The organism is Actinacidiphila acididurans (genome assembly GCF_016918855.1).
In the GTDB taxonomy this organism is placed as follows: domain Bacteria; phylum Actinomycetota; class Actinomycetes; order Streptomycetales; family Streptomycetaceae; genus Actinacidiphila; species Actinacidiphila acididurans.
In genome coordinates this window covers 347,146-367,797 of the sequence record NZ_JADKYB010000001.1, presented here as the reverse complement: position 1 = coordinate 367,797, position 20,652 = coordinate 347,146, and the positions used below count along the sequence as shown (strand labels likewise).

Genomic DNA, 20,652 nt, shown 5'->3' with positions numbered 1-20,652 from the left:
GGCGCCCGTGGCGGGCGCCGCGGCGGGCGGGGTGACGGCGGATCCGTCAGGGCGACCTGGCGCCGGGCCCGTCCGGCGGCCCGTTCTCCTCGGCGGCGGCCCTCCTCCTGCGGCGCAGATGCCGCACCGCGCCGACCCCCGAGACCACCACCAGCAGCGCGGCCAGCACCAGCAGTCCCGCACTGCGCAGTACCAGACCCATGACCAGCAGGACGGCACCGAGGGTCACCGTGCGCAGCGCCACCCGGTTCCTGGCGGGCGGTTGCCGCCAGTCGGGCGGGGCGCCGGCCCCGGCCTCGGGCCCCCGCGGCGGTTCACGGGCGGGGCGGCCGGCCGGCCCGGCCCAGGGCTCCGTCATCGCGGAGAACTCCCGCAGGGCCGCGGCCAGCGTCGGGTCGTCCTCGGTGAGCCGGCGCTCGATGTCCGCCAGCACCCGGCGTTCGGGGACGGAAAGGGGCACATCTCTCACCTGATCCGGTCACCTGCGGACGAGACGCCGACCGGCCATGAAGGTCATGGCCGCCGCGATGAGGCCGAGGGCAACGGCAACACCACCGACCCAGCAGTTGCTCCAGATGAGGGCGGCTCGGCTGTGGTGGGTCGGCGGCACCGCCCACGGCGAGATGAGCAGCCAGACGCCCAGTGGCGCCGCGATCCAGGCCAGACGGTGCATGCGCTCGGGGACAGACGCGAGGCCGATACCGATGACGGCCAGCGCGATACCGACGATCAGGTTGTTGAACTTGAGGTCATTGTCCGCGGCGCCGAAGTGGAGCACCCACGGCGAGATGGCCGCGTAGAGCCCGACCAGCAGGATCGCCCCGTCCACCGCGATGACCTGGGGGCGGGCGGCCACCCTGGCGTAGCGTTCCTGCAGCTCCGCTATGTCCGGATGACCGCGCAGGTCGGTTCCCTGGCGCGTGTACTCCGACATATCACTCACTTCCGCTCACTCGTGTCACTAGTGGATGAATGGGTCTCTCACATCCCATTACATGACTCTTATGGGCGAATCGCACTGCGACCGGCGAGCTTTTCGCTGCGAAATCGCGTATACGCCGGTGGGCCGCAGGTCAGCGGGTCGGAGACGATCGGTGAGACGGCGCGTCGGCCGCGCTCGGGCCGCGGTCAGCGGGGCTGTCACTGGGTCGATCAGTGCGGCGGTCAGTGGGGCGGTCAGTGGGGCCGGAGCCGCATGCTGAGATCCGTGCCGGGCGCCACGGTGCGGGTCCGGCCGTCCAGGACGACCCGCAGCGGCGGCTGGTCGGACTCGGGGACGCCGACGCGCAGCCGGCCGCAGAACAGGGTCAGGCCGACGCCCCAGTGGGCGCCGTAGCGCACCGACAGGCGGAAGTCCGACAGGCCCGGCAGCGGCACCGGGTCCAGCAGCAGGGCGTCCTCCCGCGGCTGGAGACCGGTCAGGCCGCGCTGGACGAGGTCGAGGGTGCCGGCCATGGCGCCGAGGTGGATGCCCTCGCCGGTCGTGCCGCCCTGCAGGTCGGCGACGTCGCCGAGCAGCGCCTGGCGGACGTGGTCCCAGGCGTCGGCACGCCGGGACCGGGCCAGCAGCCAGCCGTGCACCAGGCCGCTGAGAGTGGAGCCGTGGCTGGTGCGGGCCAGGTAGTGGTCCACGGTCGCGGTCCAGGTCGCGTCGTCCAGCCGGTGGCCCAACTGCCGGAAGAGCGCCGCCAGTTCGGCGGGCGGGAAGAGCCAGCCGAGCATGAGGACATCGGCCTGCTTGGACGCCTGGTAGCGGTTGACGCTGTCGCCCTCGGCCTCCAGGATCCGGTCCAGCCGGCGGATGTCCCCGTACCGGGCCCGGTAGCCGGCCCAGTCCAGCTCGGCGAGCTCGCCGTAGCCGTCGAACTGGCTGATCACGCCCGCGTGGAAGGGCACCCGCAGCCGCCGCGACACGTCCGCCCAGCGGTCGAGCTCGGCCCGGTCCAGGGCCATCCGCTCGAACAGCTCGGCCCGGCGCGGCGCGGGCAGGGCGGCTGCCAGTTCCAGCGCGCGGGCGAGCACCCAGGCGGCGGTGACATTCGTGTACGCGTTGTCGTCGAGCCCGGGCCGCTCGGCGCCCGGGTAGGCGTCGTGGTACTCGTCGGGCCCCATCACCCCGCGGATGCGGTACCGCGCGCAGTCCGGGTCCCAGTCCGCGCTGGACGCCCAGAACCGGGCGATCTGCAGCAGCATCTCGGCGCCCTCGGTGTGCAGGAACGCGGTGTCGCCGCTGGCCAGCCAGTACTGCCAGATGTTGTACGCGATCGCCGAGCCGACGTGGTGCTGGAGGGGGCTGCGGTCCGGCAGCCAGCGGCCCGAGCGCGGGTTGAGGTGGAGCCGCTGGGTCTCCTCACGGCCGTCGCCGCCGCTCTGCCACGGGTACATCGCGCCTTTGCGGCCGGCCGCGGCCGCGGCCCGGCGGGCGGCGCCCAGGCGGCGGTGGCGGTACATCAGCAGCGCCCGCGAGACCTCCGGCAGGTGCAGGTTGAGGAAGGGCAGCACGAACAGCTCGTCCCAGAAGACGTGTCCGCGGTACGCCTCCCCGTGCAGCCCCCGCGCGGGCACGCCGACGTCCAGGTACGCGGTGTGCGGCGAGAGGGTCTGCAGCACGTGGAACAGGTGCAGCCGCAGCACGTGCCCGGCGCCGCCCGGCACCCGCACCTCCGCCCGCCGCCACAGCCGGTCCCACGCCGCGGTGTGCCCGGCCAGCAGCCCGGCGAAGTCCGGAGCGGCCGCCACCCGTTCCAGCGCGGCGTCCAGCGGGTCGCCGATCGCCGCGTCGCGCGAGGTGTGCAGGGCGACGGTCTTCTCGACGGTGACCGGGCGGCCGGCGGCGACCGGGAGGACGAAGCGCTGGACGACCGCGGTTCGGCCGGCGGTGGCCTCGGCGGCCGGGGCGGTGGTCGCCGCGGTGGCCGGGACGGTGGCCGGGGGGACGACCCGGGTACGGGCCGCCATGGCGACGCGGATGCGGGAGCTGGTGGTGCGGCAGGTCAGGCTCACGGTGTCGGAGCCGTGGGCGGCGCCGCCGGACCCGCTGCTGTCGGACCCGGTACCGCCGGGCCCGGTACCGCCGGTCCCGGCGTCGTGAACGGCCGTGCGCAGGTCCGTCAGGTGGCGGCCGTTCAGGTCGCGGTACCGCTCGACCCCGGCGTTGCGCACGTCGCCGTCGAGGGCCGACTCCACCTCCAGCTCCCCCGACCAGCCGTAGGGCGTGATCCGCAAGCGCTGCGCGGCCAGATGGGGGTCGCCCATGTGCACCAGCCGCGTCTCGTCCAGCTCCACCTCGCGCCCGGCGGCGTCCCGCAGCCGGGTCCGCCGCCGCAGGGTGCCCGCGCGCAGGTCGAGCTCCTGCTCGTGACCCAGCACCTCCGCGTCGTCGGGGCCGAGCCAGGGCCCGCCGGGCGCCCGGGCCCGCAGCGGCAGCCAGTTCGGCAGGTTGACCATGTCCTCGTTGTCGACCTCGCGCCCGGCCACCGAGGAGGTGAGCCGGTTGTAGCAGCCGGCGGCGTACGTCCCCGGGTAGTGGACCGGCCCGGCGGACGCCTCTGCGGCGGCGCCGCGCGTGGCGACGTACCCGTTGCCGAGGGTGCACAGCGCTTCCCGCAGCCGTTCCGCGGCCGGGTCCCAGCCCTCGTACCGCCAGGTCCACTCCTCGCCCATGCCCGGTCCCTGTCGTCCGTCGCCGCCGGCCCCCGAGGGGCAGCGGTGCCTGCACATCGTGTGCGGCACTTCCATGGCAGCACGTCCCCTGCCGGGCACAAGCCGGGGCGCGGGCGGCACGACGCCCGCCGGGGCGTACGGGCGGGTCCGTGCCGGGGCGCGGCGGCGGACCCGTACGGCGGCAGAGGGGCCGTACGGGTGGCACGTAAAGGCGTGGGCTCAGGGCGCGGGATCGGGCAGCGGGGCGGCGGGACGGCGGACTCAGGCGGCGCGGTGGTTGCCGCGGGGGCCGATGTCCGCCCATTCGTGCGCCCAGCACTCGGCGCGGCAGCGCTCGGTGAGCTGGGCGACCAGGACCCAGCCGGTGAAGGACAGCATGCAGATGCCGGCCCCGGCCGCCACGCCGAAGCCGACCGCCTCGGCCCGCGCGGTGCCGTTGTCCGGGGGCGCGGGGACCAGTGCGGTGCCGCTCGGGTCGGTCCACACGGCCACGGCCGCCCCGCGCTGGAGTCCGTAGCGGACCGTGGCCAGGCCGGTGTGGACGGTGCCGTCGGGCGCGGTCCAGCGCACGTGGGCCTGCGGCGCGGGGGCGTAGAGGGAGTTCGCGGAGGCTTTCTCGGTGAGGACGGCGGTGACCATGTGCCGTGCCGTGCGCTGCCTGGCCATGGTGTGGTCCACCGCGCGGGTGACGGCCACGGCGGTCAGGCCCGCGACGGCGAGCGTGACCAGGACGACGGTTACCAGGGCCCAGGCCTCGACCACGTACGAGCGGCGCCGCAACGGATTGGGCCGCCACCGCCACAGCCACACGCTCCGTTTCATGGCCGTACCCTCCTTGCCCCTCGTTGTGTCGCATGCCCGCTGGACGGCCCTTCCTCACCCTCCGCCCGCCCCCACTTGACCCGCCAGGGGGCGAACGGCCCTGCCACTGGGGCGAGTCGGGCCGACGTGCGTCACGCGAAGGGCTTCCGCCGGGCAAAAGCCCCTGTCTCCAGCATTGACACCGAATCACCCGCTACGGAAGAGAGCGGACAGGGCTGAAATCGGTACCGTCGAAGGCCGGACACGGATACGGCGCTTTCCGGCCGCGCGCGCCTCCCCGCGGGCCCCTTCCGCGCCAGCGCTCACCGCTCGCCGCCGCCCAGCGCCCGTACGAGCTGATCGACGGTGGGCGCGCCGGCCGGGCCGTCCGGGGTGGCGTACACGCGGCAGGTCAGCCCGAAGGGCTCGGCCGGGGCGAGCAGATCGCGGTACGGCAGCGGGCCGCGGGCAGTGGCCGGGCTTCCGGCGCGAGCGAGGTTTTCAGCGGGGGCCGGGCCCTCGGGCGGGAACAGGTCGCGGCCGTCGACCCGGATCGTGGGCGAGCCCGGGAAGCGCAGCGCACGGGCCTGCTCGTCGCTCGCCACCAGCCGCAGGACGACCTTCGTGCCGGCCCGTCCCGTGGCGGCCAGCGCCTGCTCCAGCCGCCGCTCGGCCTCCCGCCGGTTCGCGCAGTCCTCGAAGTAGAGAAGTTCGACGTCCATACCGCCATCATCGCCCTCCGGCAACCGGATCGACCCGGTCGGCGGGCACGCCCCGACGATCGTCCCGGCCGGACCGCAGGCACGGCGGTACGTCGCCCTGGCGGCCATTGCTCACCGACGTCGATCCGGTCGGCGTGTGCGACCCGCAGGTGAGGTGGTCGGGAACCGCCGCGCCCGCGGAACGGGGCGAGGGCATTCGTCCGGTCGCATCGCCGGCGCGCCGTTGCAGTGGCACCGGAGCGCGCCGCCAAGGATCGTGGTCCTCGGCATCGGTCTCGGGTCGGCGCGCCCCCGGTCCGGGCGCCGTGGGATCGTCCACCGGATCCGGGCGGCAACCCGCGACCAGTACGCGACCCACCGCTCGGGGTGCGGCTGTCGAGGAGCGCCGCGGGCCCGGCAGCGCGCAGGTCACGGGGTGCTCCGGCCGACAGGTGTGAGGAAGTGGTTCCGGCATCGTGCCCGACAACGTGAGAGGCAGCCACAGGAGCGGAGCCGCCCCTGCGCGTCGGGGCGGCCCGTCGCGGTGGCCGCGGCGTGTCTGGTGGCTCGTCGCCGTGGCGGTCCTGGCAGCCGTGGCCGCGGCGGCCGTGGTGCGGCGCGGCGAAGTGGCCGAAGCGGTGCGGCTGATCGCCCACGTCGACCCGCTTCCACTGGTCGCCGGTGCCGGGTGCGTGGCCGCGTCGCTGCTGTGCTTCGCGGGGGTGTGGCGCTGGCTGCTCGACGCCGGCGGCGCGCGGTGGCCGCTTCGCCGGGCGGCGGCCCTGACGCTGGGAGCGAACGCCGTAGCCGGCGCCTTCCCCGGCGGGGCGGTCCTGGCCACCGCGTGGGCCTACCGGCAGTTGCGCCGCCGCGCGGTGGACCCCACGCTGGCCGCCGCGGTCCTGGCGGTGGCCGGGGCCCTGTCCGCGCTGGGGCTCGGCGTGCTCGGGGCCATCGCCTTGCTGGCCGCGGGGCCGCCGGCCCGGACAGTGGCGGTGCGATCGGTGGTGGCTCTGCTGGTTGTCCTGGTGCCGGCGGCGACGGCCGTCGTCCTCGTCCGGCGGTCGGCAACGGTCAGGCGGGCCGTGCGCCGGCTCTGGGGGGCGGCGGCTCGCCGCCACGAGTGGGCCCGGGACCTCGAGACCGCGGTGGGCAGGGTCGTCGAACAGGCGTGGAACCTGCGGCCGGGGCTGCGCCCCTGGCTCTCACCGGCCGCGCAGGCCCTTTTCAACTGGGCCTTCGACCTGGCCTGCCTCGTCCTGTGCATGCGTGCGCTGAACATCGCGATCCCCTGGCCCGGCGTGCTCGCCGCCTACGTCCTCACCCAGATTCCGGCGAGCCTGCGGCTGACGCCGGGGAACCTCGGCGTCGTCGAAGCGGGGCTGGCCGCCCTGCTGGCCGCCTACGGAGTGCCGGCCCACCAGGCGCTGGCCGCCACGCTGCTGTACCGGGCCGTCAGCTTCTGGGCGGTCCAGCCGGTCGGCTGGGCCTGCTGCGCCGCTGTGACACTCCGCGGCAGGCGCCGCTGAAGCGAGCCGCAGGCCCGGGCGGACGCGGATCAAGTGCGGTCGGTCTCGGAAGGGACGCGCGGGTGGCCGGTGCCGGCCCCGCGCGCCAGGTGGCGGTGTGCGGGGGGATGCGGGGCAGGACTGGCAGGCCGAGAACGACCGCGGCCGGGCAGGCGTCGGCGCCCGGGCCGAGCCAGGCCCGGATGTGCGGGTGCGCGGGTGCGCGGGTGCGCGGGTGCGCGGGTGCGCGGCCACGATGCCGAGGTGGTCGACCGCCCGATCGCCGTCCGACCGCTCGCCGAGCGGCGCCGAATCAGTCGGGTTCCATGTAGGGGCGGCGGAAGACCGGGGCCTGGCCGGCGCCATACGGGCGTACGGCCGCGAGTGCCAGTGCGACCGCGGACTCCAGCGAGCCGCTGGTGTCGATCGTGACGGCCTGCGCCCAAAGGGGTTCCTTGGCGGCCATGGCGGTGGCCACCTCGAGATCGGCGTCGGACGCCCCGGGGGGCCGGTTCTTCAGGCGAGCCGCCGTCACGTCGTCGGGAACCCGGCAGTGCAGGGCCACCAGGTCGGCGCTGGTGTGCTCGGCCACGCGCTCGGCGGCTTCGCGCTGTCCCGCGTCGGACCAGGTGGCGTCCAGGACGACGGACTCGCCCGCGGAGAGCAGCGCGGTCGCACGCTCGAGCAGAAGCGCGTAGGTCTCGGCCGTGCGCTCGGGCGCGTACAGGCCCTCGCCGTAGCCGGCGGCCGCGGACTGCTCCACCGGGATGCCCGCCATCTCCTTGCGCAGGCGGTCGCTGCTGAGCAGGGTGACGCCCAGACGGTCGGCCAGTGCTCCCGAGAGCGTGGACTTCCCGCTGCCCGGCAGCCCTCCGACAAGGGTCAGGCCGACGGCCGAGGTACGCAGGTGGCGCAGCGTCGTGGTCACCAGTGTGCGGGCGGCCGCTTCCGCGCCGGGTGCGCCTTGGCCGGCCTGGATCAAGGACACCTTGGCACGGACGAACGCTCGATAGGCGACGTAGTGGTGCCACAGGGAAGGCGGCGCCGGGTCGCCGGAGTACTCGCTGTAGCGGGCCAGGAAGAACGCCGCGGCGTCGAAGGCGTCCAGCTGCTCCAGATCCATGGCGAGAAAGGCGGCGTCGTCGAGGCCGTCGACGTAGCGAAGGTGGTCGTCGAACTCCAGGCAGTCCAGGAGCCGGGGCCCGTCGTCGAGACAGAAGATGTCCTCGGCGAGCAGGTCGCCGTGACCGTCGACGATCCGCCCCCTGGCGACACGCGCGTCGAACAGGCGCTCGCGCCCGGCAAGGTACCGGCGCACGAGGCGCTCGATCTCCGGTACGCCGTCGGGCGGTGGCCTGTCGACGGCCAGCGCCCGTACCTGGTCGAAACTGTCCTCCCACCGTCGCGAGAGGGCGTCGCGTGTGCCCTGCGCGTCGATGTCCGGGCCGCGGGGCGCGTCGGCGTGGCGGGCGGCGAGCAGCCGGGCGACCGCCCGCAGGACGTCGTCCACCGGCGCCCCTTCCCGTACGAGCCGGGAAAGGCGGCGCTCGGCCGGCATGCGGCGCATCACCACGACGGGTTCCGGCTCGTGCGCGTCCGGACCGCGGAATTCCCCGAGACCGAGGTAGACGTCGGGGGCGAAACGGCGGTTGAGCGCGACTTCCCGCTCGCACGCCGACCGTCGGGCCGCCACGGTGCTGAAGTCCAGGAACGTCATGTCGAGCGGCTTCTTGGCCTTGTAGGCGCGGTCGTCGACGAAAACGAGCACGGCGGTGTGCGTCTCGCGCACCTCCGCTCGCGGCGGCTGCGGCGACCCGGCACCGGGCCCCGGCCGGAGCGCGGAGGCGTCGGTCCGGTGCGCGGAGGTCACCGGCTTCGCGGAGTCGCCCGGCTCAGTCATGGGGCACCACCGCGACGGGGCAGCACGCGTGATGGACGGCGGCCCGCGCCACCGGGCCCGGCCGCGGGGACGGATGTCGCCGCTCGGCTTCCTGCGCGGCCCGGCGGCCGGCGGCAAGGCTCTCCGGTGAGCCGTCGAGCCCCACGGTGACCACCGTCCATGGCGACCGCCTCCGTCCCGTGACACGCCCGCTCGATGGCGGGAAGGGCTCCACCCACGCGGACCGCGGGCCCCGCACATCGGCCCTCATCCGAGAACTACCCCAACCCTGCCCGCGCCGCATGCGGAGCCCGGCCGTCCGGCGAGACCGGCCGCCCGGTCCTCCGGCTGCGGGCCGGGGAAACCGGTGCGGACCAGCACGCCCGGCAGGTTGCGATGGCGGCGGCGTCACGGCATGAGCGCGGAAAGGCCGGACATCACCCTGACGTGGTGACCCCCACCTGGGTCATCCGTGGCCGAGCACGACGGCCGCCGCGATGCCGACGACCACTGCGGAGCAGCCCACCGCCGCCGCCACGCAGCGCCTTTGCAGGTACACGTACCGCCGGCTGTATTCCTCGCGGAGTTCGATGACACGGGCACGGATCCGCTCGAGCATGGCCTGGGACACGGCCAGCCGGTCGGCGATGTAGACGCGTTCGACGTCCTCGCGCTGCGCGGTGGTCAGCCACGGCAGGCAGGACGTGAAGGCGGCCGCCTGCCGGCGAGCCTGCTCGATCTCGGCGTTCCACAGCAGATAACCGGCGATCTGGTTGAGCCCGTGCTCGTCGCTGTCCTTTTCCCCCATCAGTGGTCCCTCCTGCCGCTCTGCCGCTGAGGATCTAGGTGTTCTTGTCACCCGGGGAGATCGTGGCCGACCGGTCGGGCCGGGTCAGCGCGTATTCGCTCTCCGCAAGATCCGGGTGGTGCAGGTCGAACGCCGGGGATTCGGAGCGGATACGGGGCAGCGTGAGGAAGTTGTGCCGCGGCGGCGGGCAGGAGGTCGCCCACTCCAGCGAGCGGCCGTAGCCCCACGGGTCGTCCACCTCGACCTTCTTGCCGTACTTGGCGGTCTTCCAGACGTTGTAGAGGAACGGCAGGATCGACAGGCCCAGCAGGAAGGAACCAATACTGGAGACCGTGTTCAGGGTGGTGAAACCGTCAGCCGCCAGGTAGTCGGCGTACCGGCGCGGCATCCCCTCGGCGCCCAGCCAGTGCTGCACCAGGAAGGTGCCGTGGAAGCCGAAGAACAGCGTCCAGAAGGTGATCTTCCCGAGCCGCTCGTCCAGCATCTTGCCGGTCATCTTCGGCCACCAGAAGTGGAAGCCGGCGAACATCGCGAACACCACGGTGCCGAACACCACGTAGTGGAAGTGCGCCACCACGAAGTAGGAGTCCGAGACGTGGAAGTCCAGCGGCGGCGCCGCCAGGATCACACCGGTCAGACCACCGAAGACAAAGGTGATCAGGAAGCCGATGGCCCACAGCATCGGCGTCTCGAAACTGAGTGATCCCCTCCACATGGTGCCGATCCAGTTGAAGAACTTCACACCGGTCGGGACCGCGATCAGGAAGGTCATGAAGGAGAAGAACGGCAGCAGTACACCACCGGTGACGTACATGTGGTGCGCCCACACCGTCACGGACAGGCCGGCGATGGAGATGGTCGCCGCGATCAGGCCGATGTAGCCGAACATCGGCTTGCGGGCGAAGACCGGGATGACCTCGGAAATGATGCCGAAGAACGGCAGCGCGATGATGTACACCTCTGGATGGCCGAAGAACCAGAAGAGGTGTTGCCACAACAAAGCGCCCCCATTGCTGGCACTGAAGACGTGTGCCCCGAATTTTCGGTCTGCCTCCAGGCAGAGCAGCGCGGCGGCCAGCACGGGGAAGGCGAACAGCACCAGCACCGCGGTCAGCAGCACGTTCCAGCAGAAGATCGGCATGCGGAACATGGTCAGCCCGGGGGCACGCATGCAGATGATCGTGGTGATGAAGTTGACCGCGCCGAGAATCGTGCCGAAGCCGGACATCGCCAGACCCATGATCCACATGTCGCCGCCGACGCCCGGCGAGCGGACCGCGTCCGTCAGCGGCGAGTAGGCGAACCAGCCGAAGTCCGCGGCGCCCTGTGGGGTGACGAATCCCCCGACCGCGATCAGCGAGCCGAACAGGTACAGCCAGTAGGCGAACATGTTCAGCCGCGGGAACGCCACATCGGGCGCGCCGATCTGCAGCGGCATGATCCAGTTGGTGAATCCGGCGAACAGCGGGGTCGCGAACATCAGCAGCATCACGGTGCCGTGCATCGTGAACGCCTGGTTGTACTGCTCGTTCGAGAAGAACTGCGTTCCCGGCCGCGCGAGTTCGGCGCGCATCAGCAACGCCATGATGCCGCCGATGAGGAAGAAGCCGAACGAGGTGATCAAGTACAGGGTGCCGATGGTCTTGTGGTCGGTGGTGCTCAGCCACGACACGACCACGGAACCGGGCTTCTTGCGCCGGGCCGGGATTTCGTCCTCGTAGGAGTCGTCGGCCGGAGCCGCGGTATCACTTGTCGTCACTTGCCGAAGTCCCCATCGCGTCAGTGGTCAGCACCAGCAAAGGCTCCCGGCACTCCACGCCCTCGACAAACGCGCACCGCCGACCTGTCAGGCGAACGGAGCAGCGCACAACGCCTGATTCACCACCAGGTGTTGTCCTCGACGGCCCCGCATTGACGCGTCCCGGCGGTGGTCCCGGATCTCAGGGCGGCGCCGCCGGTACCCGCCCCGCCCACCGGTTGCGGGCCTCGACGCCGTGCGCGGTGCTGCTTAGGATCATGGGTAACGGCATCGCGTGTCGGTCACCGACCGGGTGAGGCATGGAGGTGCCCGTGAGATTGCCTTGCGGAGGCATTCCACACATGTCAGTCGAGTTGAATCACACCATCGTCCATGCCCCGGACAACCGGGAGTCGGCCGAGTTCCTGGCGCACGTCCTGGGGCTCGAGGTCGGGACCGAGTGGGGCCCGTTCGTTCCCGTGGCCACCGCAAACGGGGTCACCCTTGACTTCGCCACCGTCCCGGCGGAGTCGATCGTCATGCAGCACTACGCGTTCCTCGTTTCCGACGAGGAATTCGACGCGGCCTTCGCGCGTATCCAGCAGGCCGGGATCACGTACTACGCGGATCCGCGCCTGAAGCAGCCCGGCGAGATCAACCACCACCACGGCGGGCGTGGCCTGTACTTCCTGGACCCGGCCGGGCACGGTATGGAGATCATTACGCGCCCCTACGGCAGCCACGGGTAGCGGGTAGCCGCCGAGCCCGAGTCCCGCATCCGCCGCTGTCGAACGGTGCGTGTTTGCCGGCCGGTGTCCGGTGTGACAGGTTTGAACGAGGCCCGGAAACCGGAGCTTCCGGACGAGGGGTGCCGTACCCGGTGTGCGACAAGACGGCCCACGGGAGGCTGTCGTGTCGTGGTTCGTTCTCGGGATTTCGGGCGTTCTCGAATCCGTGTGGGCCACCGCCCTCGGCAGGTCGGAGGGCTTCAGCCGGCTCGTACCGTCCCTGGTTTTCGCCGTGGCTCTGGCCGGGAGCATGGGAGGGCTGGCCTATGCGACGCGGGACCTGCCCATCGGTACGTCGTACGCGGTGTGGGTGGGAGTCGGCGCGGTGCTCACCGTCCTGTACGCCGCGCTCACCGGGGGCGAACCGCTGAGCGCGCTGAAGGTCGTGTTCCTGGCTCTGATCGTGGGAAGCGTGATCGGGCTCAAGGCCGTCGGATGAGCCCGGGTGCCGTCAGGTGCGACTTCGGCCGCGGCACCGAGGCTGTCGACCTCGACACCGCCATGGCACCACTTGGCGCCGTGTGGCACCTGATGGCGCCACCCGGCGCCATTCCGCTCCGACAATTCGCGCGTGGGCACGCCTGGCACCACCATGGCACAGGTCAAGCTCCTCCCATCTCCCCAGCTCGGAGCCACCATCCACAGGTCCGCTCCACACGCGACACCACCCGAGCTTGCCCATGGTGCCAAAGTGATGCCATAGTGGAGCCATGGACCTCACTCCGTATGTCGACGCTCTACGCCGCGAGCTTGCGGTGGCCGCCGAAGCCGGCGGGGAGGACGCCCGCGAGCTGGCCGAACGGCTCACCGCTCCGCTGGAGTCGGCGACCCGTCTGATCATGCTCAACGTGCTCTCCGCCGCGATGGACGAGATCACCCGCGAGCTCGCCCCCGGTTCGGTCGACGTACGGTTGCGCGGCCTGGACCCCGACTTCGTGGTGACACCGCCGCCCACCGACGGCGGCACCCTCGTGGAGCCGGCCGCGCCCGTGGAACCGCTCAAAGCGCCGGTGCCCGCCGACGGCGACGAGGGCGGCACCGCCCGGGTCAATCTGCGTCTGCCGGCCCACCTCAAGACCCGCGCCGAGGAGGCCGCGGGCCGCGAGGGCCTGTCGGTCAACGCCTGGCTGGTACGGACCGTGTCGGCCGCGGTCGACGGCGGCACGCGACCGGCTGCCGCGCAGAAGCCCCAGACCGTCGGACAGAGCTACACGGGCTGGGTGCGCTAGCCGCGCCCCCCGCCCGTACCACTTCACCCACACCACGTCCCACCAGCGGGGACGCCCCCGACACCCAAGAGGACGGTACAGCCATGCCTTCTTTCGACACTCCCGAACCGATCTCGGCCACCGCTCGCGTCGGCGCCGGTTCCATCCGCTTCATCGCCGGCGACCGCCTCGACACCGTCGTCGAGGTCCGGCCCCGCAACCCCAAGAAGGACAAGGACGTGCGGGCCGCCGAGCAGACCGAGGTCGGGTACGCGAGCGGCGTCCTGACGGTCAGGACGAAGCAGCACTACCTGGTCGGACCCACCGGCTCCGTCGACGTGACGGTCGACCTGCCCGCGGGCTCGCACGTCGACGTGACCGGCGACTGGACCCAGGTGCTCGGCGAGGGCCGGCTCGGCGAGGTCAAGGTGAAGACCTCCTCCGGCGACGTCCGCCTCGACACGACCGGCCCGCTGCAGCTCAAGGCGTCGCACGGCTCGATCACCGTGGACCGGGTCGAGGGCATGGCCGAGATCACCACCAGTTCCGGCAGCCTGCGGGTCGGCCTCGTCGACGGTCCCGCCGTCCTGAAGAACTCGCACGGCACCACGACCGTCGGCGCCGCGACCGGCGAGCTGCGGGTGAGCGGCGCCAACGGCGACATCGACATCGCGCGGGCCGAGGACTCGGTCACCGCCACCACCGCCCACGGCACCCTGCGCGTGGCCGAAGTCGCCCACGGCACCGTCCAGTTGGAGACCTCCTACGGCGCCATCGAGATCGGCATCCGCGAGGGCACCGCCGCCTGGCTCGACGTGAGCTCGGGCTCCGGCCAGGTGCGCAACGCGCTCACCGCGTCCGAGACGCCGCGGGAGTCCGAGGACACCGTCAAGGTCCGGGCCCGCACCCGCCACGGCAACATCGACATCCGCCGCGCCCGGGCCTGAGCACCGGCCCCACCGGCTCGCCCACTCCCCCGTCATTTCACAGCCTTCGCATTTCACAGCCTTCGAACGGGAGGGCTCCGTGCCTTCATCTGTCATGCCCACATCCAGAAGTGGTGTCCCGGGGTCACCCGCCGCCGTCTCCGCCGTCGGCCTGCGCAAGGCGTACGGCGACAAGACCGTGCTCGACGGCATCGACCTGCGGATCCCCGCCGGGTCGGTGTTCGCGCTGCTCGGGCCCAACGGGGCCGGCAAGACCACCACCGTGCAGATCCTGTCCACGCTGATCACCGCCGACGGCGGGCAGGCCCAGGTCGCGGGCCACAACGTCGCCACGTCCCCGGACGGGGTGCGCGCCGCGATCGGTGTCACCGGGCAGTTCGCGGCGCTCGACGACCTGCTCACCGCCGAGGAGAACCTGCTCCTCATGGCCGACCTGCTGCGCCTCGGCAAGCGTGAAGGGCGGTCGCGCACCGGGGAGTTGCTGGAGCGGTTCGACATCGCGGACGTCGCGCACAAGCGGGCCGCGACCTTCTCCGGCGGCATGCGGCGCCGGCTCGACCTCGCCATGACGCTGGTCGGCGCCCCCCAGGTGCTCTTCCTGGACGAGCCGACGACCGGCCTCGACCCGCGCAGCCGCCGCACCATGTGGGACACGGTCCGCTCGCTGGTCGCCGGCGGCACCACCGTCTTCCTCACCACCCAGTACCTGGAGGAGGCCGACCAACTGGCCGACCGTATCGCCGTCCTCGACGACGGCCGGATCGTCGCCGAGGGCACGGCCGACGAGCTCAAGGCGCGGATCCCCGGCAGCCACGTACGGCTGCGGTTCCCCGACCCCGCCGCGTACGGACGCGCGGCCGCCGCCTTCCCCGGCGCCGGCCAGGACGACGAGAACCTCGCCCTGCGCGTGGCGGGCGACGGCGGCCTCGGCACACTGCGCACCCTGCTCGACCGGCTCGACACCGCCGGCATACGGGCCGCCGACTTCTCGGTGCACACCCCCGACCTCGACGACGTGTTCCTCGCCCTGACCGGCCACGGCACGACCGACCGCGGCACGACCGGCACCGCCGCCCCGCCGCACCCCGAGGAGACCCCGCGATGAGCACCCTCGCCTACGCCGTGCACGACTCCATGACGATGCTGCGGCGCAACCTCAAGCACGCGATCCGCTATCCGGCCGTGGGATTCGGCAGCGCCATGACCCCGATCCTGATGCTGCTGCTGTTCGTGTACGCCTTCGGTGACGCGATCGGCGCCGGGATGGGCGGCGGCCGGGGCGCGTACCTCGACTACCTGACGCCCGGGATCATCGTGATGGGGGTGGCCGCCGGCTCGATGTCGACCTCCATCGCGATCTGCTCCGACATGACCGAGGGCATCATCAACCGCTTCCGCACCATGAACATCACCCGGTCGTCGTTCATGACCGGCCATGTCGTCGGCAGCGTCATCCAGACGATGGCGAGTGCCGTCCTGGTCGTGGCGGTGGCACTCGCCGTCGGCTTCCGGTCCGGGGCGACCCCGCTCGAATGGCTTGCCGCGGCGGGCTTCCTCACGGCCATCGCCTTCGGGGTCACCTGGCTGTCGGCGGCGCTCGGCCTGATCTCCAAGACCGTCGAGTCCGCGAGCAACAAGCCCCTGCTGATCCAGTTCCTGCCGTTCCTCGGCTCCGCGTTCGTGCCGGCCGACTCCATGTCGCCGGGCCTGCGCTGGTTCGCCGAGAACCAGCCGTTCACGCCCATGACCGAGACCCTGCGCGGCCTGCTCTCCGGCTCGCGCATCGGCAACGACGGCTGGATCTCCCTCGCCTGGTGCGTCGGCATCGCCCTGGTCGGCTACGCCTGGTCGCGCTCGCTGTTCAACGGCGCCACGAGGCGCTGAGACCGCCGTCCGGAGCGGTGTGGCCGAGGACCGCGGGCGTCGGGAAGTGAGTCGTGGCCCGGGTCCGGCGGCATCGGCTGCCGCCGGACCCGGATGGTGTTGACAGGGTCGGTGTCAGCCGGGCTATCCGGCCTGACCCGCCGCCGCGCCTGCGGCGATGAGCCGGCGGTTGATGTCGCGGACCGGGCCGGGGTCGACCTTCAGGACCGCGCGGTCGTAGGTCACCAGGCCGTTCAGCTCGCCCTCGACGTCGCTGATCTGGGTGTAGACCGAGCCGGAGAGGCTGCCGGCCGCGCCGGGCAGGAGCTGGCTGGTGTTGGCGACGTAGTCCTGGGTCAGCTCCGCGATGGTCGAGGCGTCACCACCGTAGTTCTGGCCGCCCGAGACACCCAGGATGTGGCCGGGGATCAACAGGGAGTAGCCACCGTGCTCGCCGTCCACGGCGGCGCGGGTCGCGTCCGGGGACGGCGAGGCGGGGCCGTGGTAGAGGTGGTAGTCGATCAGGTCGCCGCGCCCGGAGTCGCCCTTGGACGCGCAGCAGTTGACGCCGGAGGCGGGATCGACCAGGCGGCTCGGGTCCTGCTGCTTGACCGCGTCGGCCAGGGCCCCGGTGGCCTCCTTGCTCTTCTCGCCCCAGCCCTCGTTCGTCATGGTCCAGATGACGATGGAGGGGCTGCTGATGTGCTGGTCGACGATCTGGTGGACCTGGTCGCTGAACGCCTTGTCGCTCTCCGCGCTCGCCGTGGGGCCGGCGTTGCGGCTCGGCATGTCCTGCCAGACCATCAGGCCGAGCTTGTCGGCCCAGTAGTACCAGCGCGCGGGCTCGACCTTGATGTGCTTGCGCACCGCGTTGAAGCCGAGCTGCTTGTGCAGCTCCAGGTCGGACTTCAGCGCCGCGTCGGTCGGCGCGGTGTAGATGCCGTCCGGCCAGAAGCCCTGGTCGAGCGTGGCCAGCACATACGTGGGCTTCCCGTTGAGCTCGATCTTGTTCACGCCGCCGACCTTGCCGACCGAGATCGACCGCATGCCGAAGTACGATCCCACGCGGTCGTGCGAGCGGCCGTCGGCCAGGGTGACCTTCAGGTCGTACAGGTAGGGGTTGTCCGGGCTCCACAGCTTCGGGTGCGGCACGCTCAGGTGCAGCGCGGTGCCCGCGGTGCCGGAGACGGAACCCACGCGCTCGTCGCCTGCGAACGCGGTGGCGGTCACCCGGGCGGAAGCCGGGGTGCCGGCCGCCGGGCGGACGGTGACGGACAGCGAGTCGTCGTTCAGGTTCGGCGTCAGCACCAGCGAGTCGATGCTCGCCTCGGGCACCGGCTCCAGCCAGACGGTCTGCCAGATACCGGAGGTGGGGGTGTACCAGATGCCGCTGGGGCTGCGCGACTGCTTGCCGGTCGGCGTTTGGTCGTCGGTGGTGTCCTTCACCTTCAGCAGGACGGTCTGCGGCCCGGTGCCGGTGATGGCGTCGGTGACGTCGGCGCTGAACGCCTCGTATCCGCCGACGTGGTGGGCGACCTGCTTGCCGTTGACGTAGACCCACGTCTCGTAGTCCACCGCGCCGAAGTTCAGGTGCAGGCGGTTGCCCGCGCCGACCTGCCAGTTCGCCGGGACGGTGAAGGTGCGCTGGTACAGCGACCAGTCGTGGTGGGCCGCGACTCCGGACAGCGGCGCCTCCATGGGGTAGGGCACCAGGATCGAGCCGCTCAACTTGCCGTTGGGCAGCGGGGCGTTCTCGTCGGTGGCCTGGAACTGCCAGGTGCCGTTGAGGTTCTGCCACTTGTCACGGGTCAACTGCGGCCGGGGGTAGTCCGGAAGCGCGTTGGAGGGACTGACGTCCTTGGCCCACTTGGTGGCGAAGTACCAGGTGGAGTTGTTGGTCGCCAGGCCGGAGAACAGCGGTACGGGCCCGCCGGCCGTGGCGAGGCCGCCGACGCCGTCGTAGCTGATCCGCACGCTGGAGTGCAGGGACGCCGGCGTGTCGGAGGCGCCCGCGGTGAGCAGCAACTGGGAGCTGTCCGCGGGGTTCACGGCCACCCCGGGCGTCCACCGGCTGCTGCCGGCGATGACCGCCAGGTGCTTGGTGATGTCGGCCGGCAGCGTCGTGACGGGACCGGGCAGTTGCACGGTGGCCGTCTTGCCCGACGAGTCGACCACGGCGTTCACGTTGGACGGCGTGAAGCCGGCGGGCAGGTGCAGGGCGGAGTCGGGGATCGGCTGCCGGGCGATGCCGGGGCCCGACCACTCCGTGGTGATGTAGGCCCCGCCGTTGCCCTGGTTGTAGTCGAACGCCAGCGCGTGCAGGCCGGCGGTCAGCGTGATCGGCTGGGAGGTGGTCTGCACGTCCCAGTCGGTCGTCCAGTGGTCGATCACGCTCGACCCGTCGAGCGACATCCGGAAGCCGTTGTCGCCCTTGATGTAGAACGTGTACGTCCCGCCGGCCGGAACGTCGAGCTGGCCGGTCCAGTGGACGGCGACGTTCTCGGTCGAGCCCGCGTAGCTGCGCAGGGTCGGCAGCAGGTCCGGGACGTTCAGGGAGGGCTCGATGCCGGTGCTGCTGTACTGGGCGAAGTCCAGGGAGGTGGCGTTGGAACTTAGGTAGTAGTCCCCTCGCAGGCCCTGGGCGGTGGCGTCGCCGGCCGCCGCGGGCGCGGATCCGTCGGACTGCGCCGAGGCGGCGCCCGCCGCGGCCGGGGTCAGCAGTGCCGCGCCCAGCAACAACGGCACCAGGGCGGCCAGTCGGCGTCGGTTCGGTATGCGGATTTTGCCTGATCTCACTGCGGATACACCTCTCCGTGGGAGAACTCGGCGTCCAGGCAGGGCGAAGCTGCGTGCCTCCGCCATGTTTCCAACGTTGCAAACCTGGACCGCCGAGAATGAAACCAGCACGGTCCGGCGGCGTCCACCCCCCGCGCAAAGTTTGCGAAAAATCCGGCGCGGCGAACCGCTGCACGCCGGTGCGGGGCCCGGGGGCCGGGCACGCCCTCTCAACTGCGGTGATGTGCCCGAAGGTTCTGCTCCGACGGGCGCGCCCCGCGCGGCGCGCCGCCGGGCACCCGTCCGGACCAGCACTCGCCGGCCGCCGGTCGACGCAGCGTCCTGCTCTCGCCGAGCCCGGCCACCGGGCTGCCACCCGAACCGGCCCACAGGAAGCGACATTCTTTTCATCGTTAGAAACAACGGGCCACTTCGGTCGGGGGGCTGGCCCCGGAGGGGAAGGGCGTGGTGGCCGCAGTGCGCGGCGAAGATGGGGCGCGGGAGAGTCGGGGCGTCGGCGCCGCGACCGCGGTGGCGTGGTAGAGGGTCAGGAACGGGGGCGGAAATCATGGGGGATGTCACCCGGCGGCATGTGTTGCGAGGTACGGCACTGGCCGCGGCGGGCGGGTACGCGGCACTGCGCGGTGGCACGGGGTCGGCCGCTGCGGCCGGCGGGGGCGCGGAGGCGACCGCTATCCGTTCCTCCACGGAAGGCGCGCAGGGAGCGGGCGTTGCCCGGGGAAACGGCAGCGAAGACCGGTTCGCCTTCCGGGACCAGAGAAAGGGCATCGGCGAGGAGGGACCGCCCACGCCCTCTGCTGCTGTCCTGAGCGCGGTGGAGTTCGATGCTCAGCTCTCGCCGCCCGGCAAGGCCGTCGGCCAGGGTGATCAGGCCGCGTTCGTCACCGTGGACCTGGACGTTTGTCCGCAGTCACCGGGCGTACCGGACTCGTGAAGGCGAAACCGTCCGGGCCCCGGGCGTGTACGGCCTGGTCGGTCATGGCGGTGGCGACGACTGCGTGACCGGTAAGCGACCGAACATTCGAGCCCCCCGGGCAGGGGCGGCAGCACCGTTGCCCGGCGATGGTCAGATTCCATGGACCGGTTGCGGCTGTTCATGCCGCGAGGTTCTCGGGGCGTTCGACGAGGTCGCCGCGTTCAAGACGGGCTCCGGCGCGGGCGGGGGCGACGAACGGGGTGCGTTCACAGCACGCCGGCGAGCCCGGGCGGACTCGACGAGGTCTTGAGCATTGCTCGAAACCTTCCTGCTGGACCCGCTGGGCGAGCAGAACGTATGTCTCCTGGCGAGAGTGGACAGTGCCGCCGAGCTCATCGATCCTCAAACGGAGCGCCCGGAGCAAGGCCGTGAGGCGCTCGGTCCCAAGACGCTGGTGATCGCTGACGGTTCCCGCAAGACCGACCCATTCATCGCCGCCGAAGCTACGCTCCCACCGGTAACTCCTCATCCCTACCGGCGAGAATGCGGCGCTTCGTTCGAAGAGATCGGCACGGGAGGCGTGAACCCGCGGCTTGCCCTGTGCCGAACGCCATACCTGTACGACTTCCGGCGCATAACTGCGGTAGATCGGATCGAACGCAACGCTGAATTCCTCGTCCAATACCGTTGAGGTCCAGAACCGCGCGATGGTCCCACCCGTGTCCAGCACCTCCGCGGCCTTTGCGACCCCACGTACGGGGTCGATCCAGTGCCATGCATCACCGCAGGTGACGAGGTCGAACGTGCGCCCAGCCGAGTCCCATGACTCGAAAGCGGAAACCTGCACGTCAACACCATGGCCGCGAGCGACCTGGGCCATCCGCTCGTCCAACTCGACGCCGAGGACGGACAGACCACGTCCGAGGAGAGCCACGGCGGCCTTTCCGGTGCCGCATCCGACATCGAGAACCGTCGCGGGCTGCAAGCCGACAAGGTCGTCGATCAGTTCACGGGGGTAGGTCAAGCGGTAGCGGTC

The 20,652-nt window shown here is 71.9% G+C and carries 17 protein-coding genes and 1 riboswitch; of the genes, 7 read left to right on the top strand and 10 right to left on the bottom strand.

Annotated elements, in window-relative coordinates; genetic code table 11:
* Positions 1-46: 46 nt before the first annotated feature.
* The 5 genes from ITX44_RS01610 to ITX44_RS01590 all read right to left on the bottom strand — a co-directional run bounded on the left by ITX44_RS01610 (position 47) and on the right by ITX44_RS01590 (position 5,186).
* Complete coding sequence (locus ITX44_RS01610) at positions 47-460, bottom strand: DUF3040 domain-containing protein (RefSeq protein WP_205355108.1); 414 nt, start codon at positions 458-460, stop codon at positions 47-49.
* A gap of 18 nt (positions 461-478) precedes the next feature.
* Entirely contained in the window at positions 479-934 is a 456-nt protein-coding gene (locus ITX44_RS01605) for an SPW repeat protein (protein WP_205355397.1), read from the bottom strand.
* Between the two features lie 242 nt (positions 935-1,176).
* Positions 1,177-3,663 (bottom strand): glycoside hydrolase family 65 protein, encoded by a 2,487-nt coding sequence (locus tag ITX44_RS01600; RefSeq protein WP_205355107.1) that lies wholly within the window; start codon positions 3,661-3,663, stop codon positions 1,177-1,179.
* Between the two features lie 261 nt (positions 3,664-3,924).
* A complete protein-coding gene (locus ITX44_RS01595) occupies positions 3,925-4,485 on the bottom strand; it encodes an Rv1733c family protein (RefSeq protein WP_205355106.1) in 561 nt (186 codons plus the stop codon).
* Between the two features lie 302 nt (positions 4,486-4,787).
* Positions 4,788-5,186, bottom strand: a complete 399-nt coding sequence (locus ITX44_RS01590) for a hypothetical protein (protein WP_205355105.1) — start codon at positions 5,184-5,186, stop codon at positions 4,788-4,790.
* A gap of 554 nt (positions 5,187-5,740) precedes the next feature.
* On the opposite strand from ITX44_RS01590, the gene ITX44_RS01585 reads away from it, so the two are divergent.
* Positions 5,741-6,694, top strand: coding sequence for a lysylphosphatidylglycerol synthase transmembrane domain-containing protein (locus tag ITX44_RS01585; protein WP_307795029.1), 954 nt, complete (start codon positions 5,741-5,743; stop codon positions 6,692-6,694).
* A 292-nt stretch (positions 6,695-6,986) separates the two neighbouring features.
* Here ITX44_RS01585 and ITX44_RS01580 read toward each other — a convergent pair whose 3' ends face one another.
* The 3 genes from ITX44_RS01580 to ctaD form a co-directional block, all read right to left on the bottom strand.
* On the bottom strand, positions 6,987-8,462 hold the full coding sequence (locus tag ITX44_RS01580; protein WP_205355395.1) for a bifunctional aminoglycoside phosphotransferase/ATP-binding protein: 1,476 nt from the start codon (positions 8,460-8,462) through the stop codon (positions 6,987-6,989).
* A gap of 556 nt (positions 8,463-9,018) precedes the next feature.
* Positions 9,019-9,363, bottom strand: coding sequence for a hypothetical protein (locus ITX44_RS01575; RefSeq protein WP_372440821.1), 345 nt, complete (start codon positions 9,361-9,363; stop codon positions 9,019-9,021).
* A 31-nt stretch (positions 9,364-9,394) separates the two neighbouring features.
* On the bottom strand, positions 9,395-11,119 hold the full coding sequence (ctaD, locus tag ITX44_RS01570) for an aa3-type cytochrome oxidase subunit I (RefSeq protein ID WP_205355103.1): 1,725 nt from the start codon (positions 11,117-11,119) through the stop codon (positions 9,395-9,397).
* A 341-nt stretch (positions 11,120-11,460) separates the two neighbouring features.
* Here ctaD and ITX44_RS01565 point away from each other — a divergent pair, with 341 nt between their 5' ends.
* From ITX44_RS01565 to ITX44_RS01540, 6 genes are all read left to right on the top strand, one after another.
* On the top strand, positions 11,461-11,847 hold the full coding sequence (locus tag ITX44_RS01565; protein WP_205355102.1) for a VOC family protein: 387 nt from the start codon (positions 11,461-11,463) through the stop codon (positions 11,845-11,847).
* Between the two features lie 85 nt (positions 11,848-11,932).
* Positions 11,933-12,000, top strand: a riboswitch (guanidine-III (ykkC-III) riboswitch).
* A gap of 10 nt (positions 12,001-12,010) precedes the next feature.
* Positions 12,011-12,325 carry a DMT family transporter gene (locus tag ITX44_RS01560; RefSeq protein ID WP_205355101.1) on the top strand — a complete coding sequence of 105 codons (315 nt, stop codon included), beginning with the start codon at positions 12,011-12,013 and terminating at the stop codon, positions 12,323-12,325.
* A gap of 271 nt (positions 12,326-12,596) precedes the next feature.
* Positions 12,597-13,115 (top strand): hypothetical protein, encoded by a 519-nt coding sequence (locus ITX44_RS01555; protein ID WP_205355100.1) that lies wholly within the window; start codon positions 12,597-12,599, stop codon positions 13,113-13,115.
* Between the two features lie 83 nt (positions 13,116-13,198).
* On the top strand, positions 13,199-14,041 hold the full coding sequence (locus tag ITX44_RS01550) for a DUF4097 family beta strand repeat-containing protein (RefSeq protein ID WP_205355099.1): 843 nt from the start codon (positions 13,199-13,201) through the stop codon (positions 14,039-14,041).
* A 94-nt stretch (positions 14,042-14,135) separates the two neighbouring features.
* On the top strand, positions 14,136-15,146 hold the full coding sequence (locus ITX44_RS01545; protein ID WP_205355098.1) for an ATP-binding cassette domain-containing protein: 1,011 nt from the start codon (positions 14,136-14,138) through the stop codon (positions 15,144-15,146).
* A complete protein-coding gene (locus ITX44_RS01540; protein ID WP_205355097.1) occupies positions 15,143-15,925 on the top strand; it encodes an ABC transporter permease in 783 nt (260 codons plus the stop codon). The genes ITX44_RS01545 and ITX44_RS01540 overlap by 4 nt, the downstream gene beginning before the upstream one ends.
* A gap of 123 nt (positions 15,926-16,048) precedes the next feature.
* Here ITX44_RS01540 and ITX44_RS01535 read toward each other — a convergent pair whose 3' ends face one another.
* Positions 16,049-18,700, bottom strand: a complete 2,652-nt coding sequence (locus ITX44_RS01535; protein ID WP_205355096.1) for a PA14 domain-containing protein — start codon at positions 18,698-18,700, stop codon at positions 16,049-16,051.
* A gap of 1,094 nt (positions 18,701-19,794) precedes the next feature.
* Positions 19,795-20,640 carry a class I SAM-dependent methyltransferase gene (locus ITX44_RS01530; RefSeq protein ID WP_205355095.1) on the bottom strand — a complete coding sequence of 282 codons (846 nt, stop codon included), beginning with the start codon at positions 20,638-20,640 and terminating at the stop codon, positions 19,795-19,797.
* Positions 20,641-20,652: the final 12 nt, after the last annotated feature.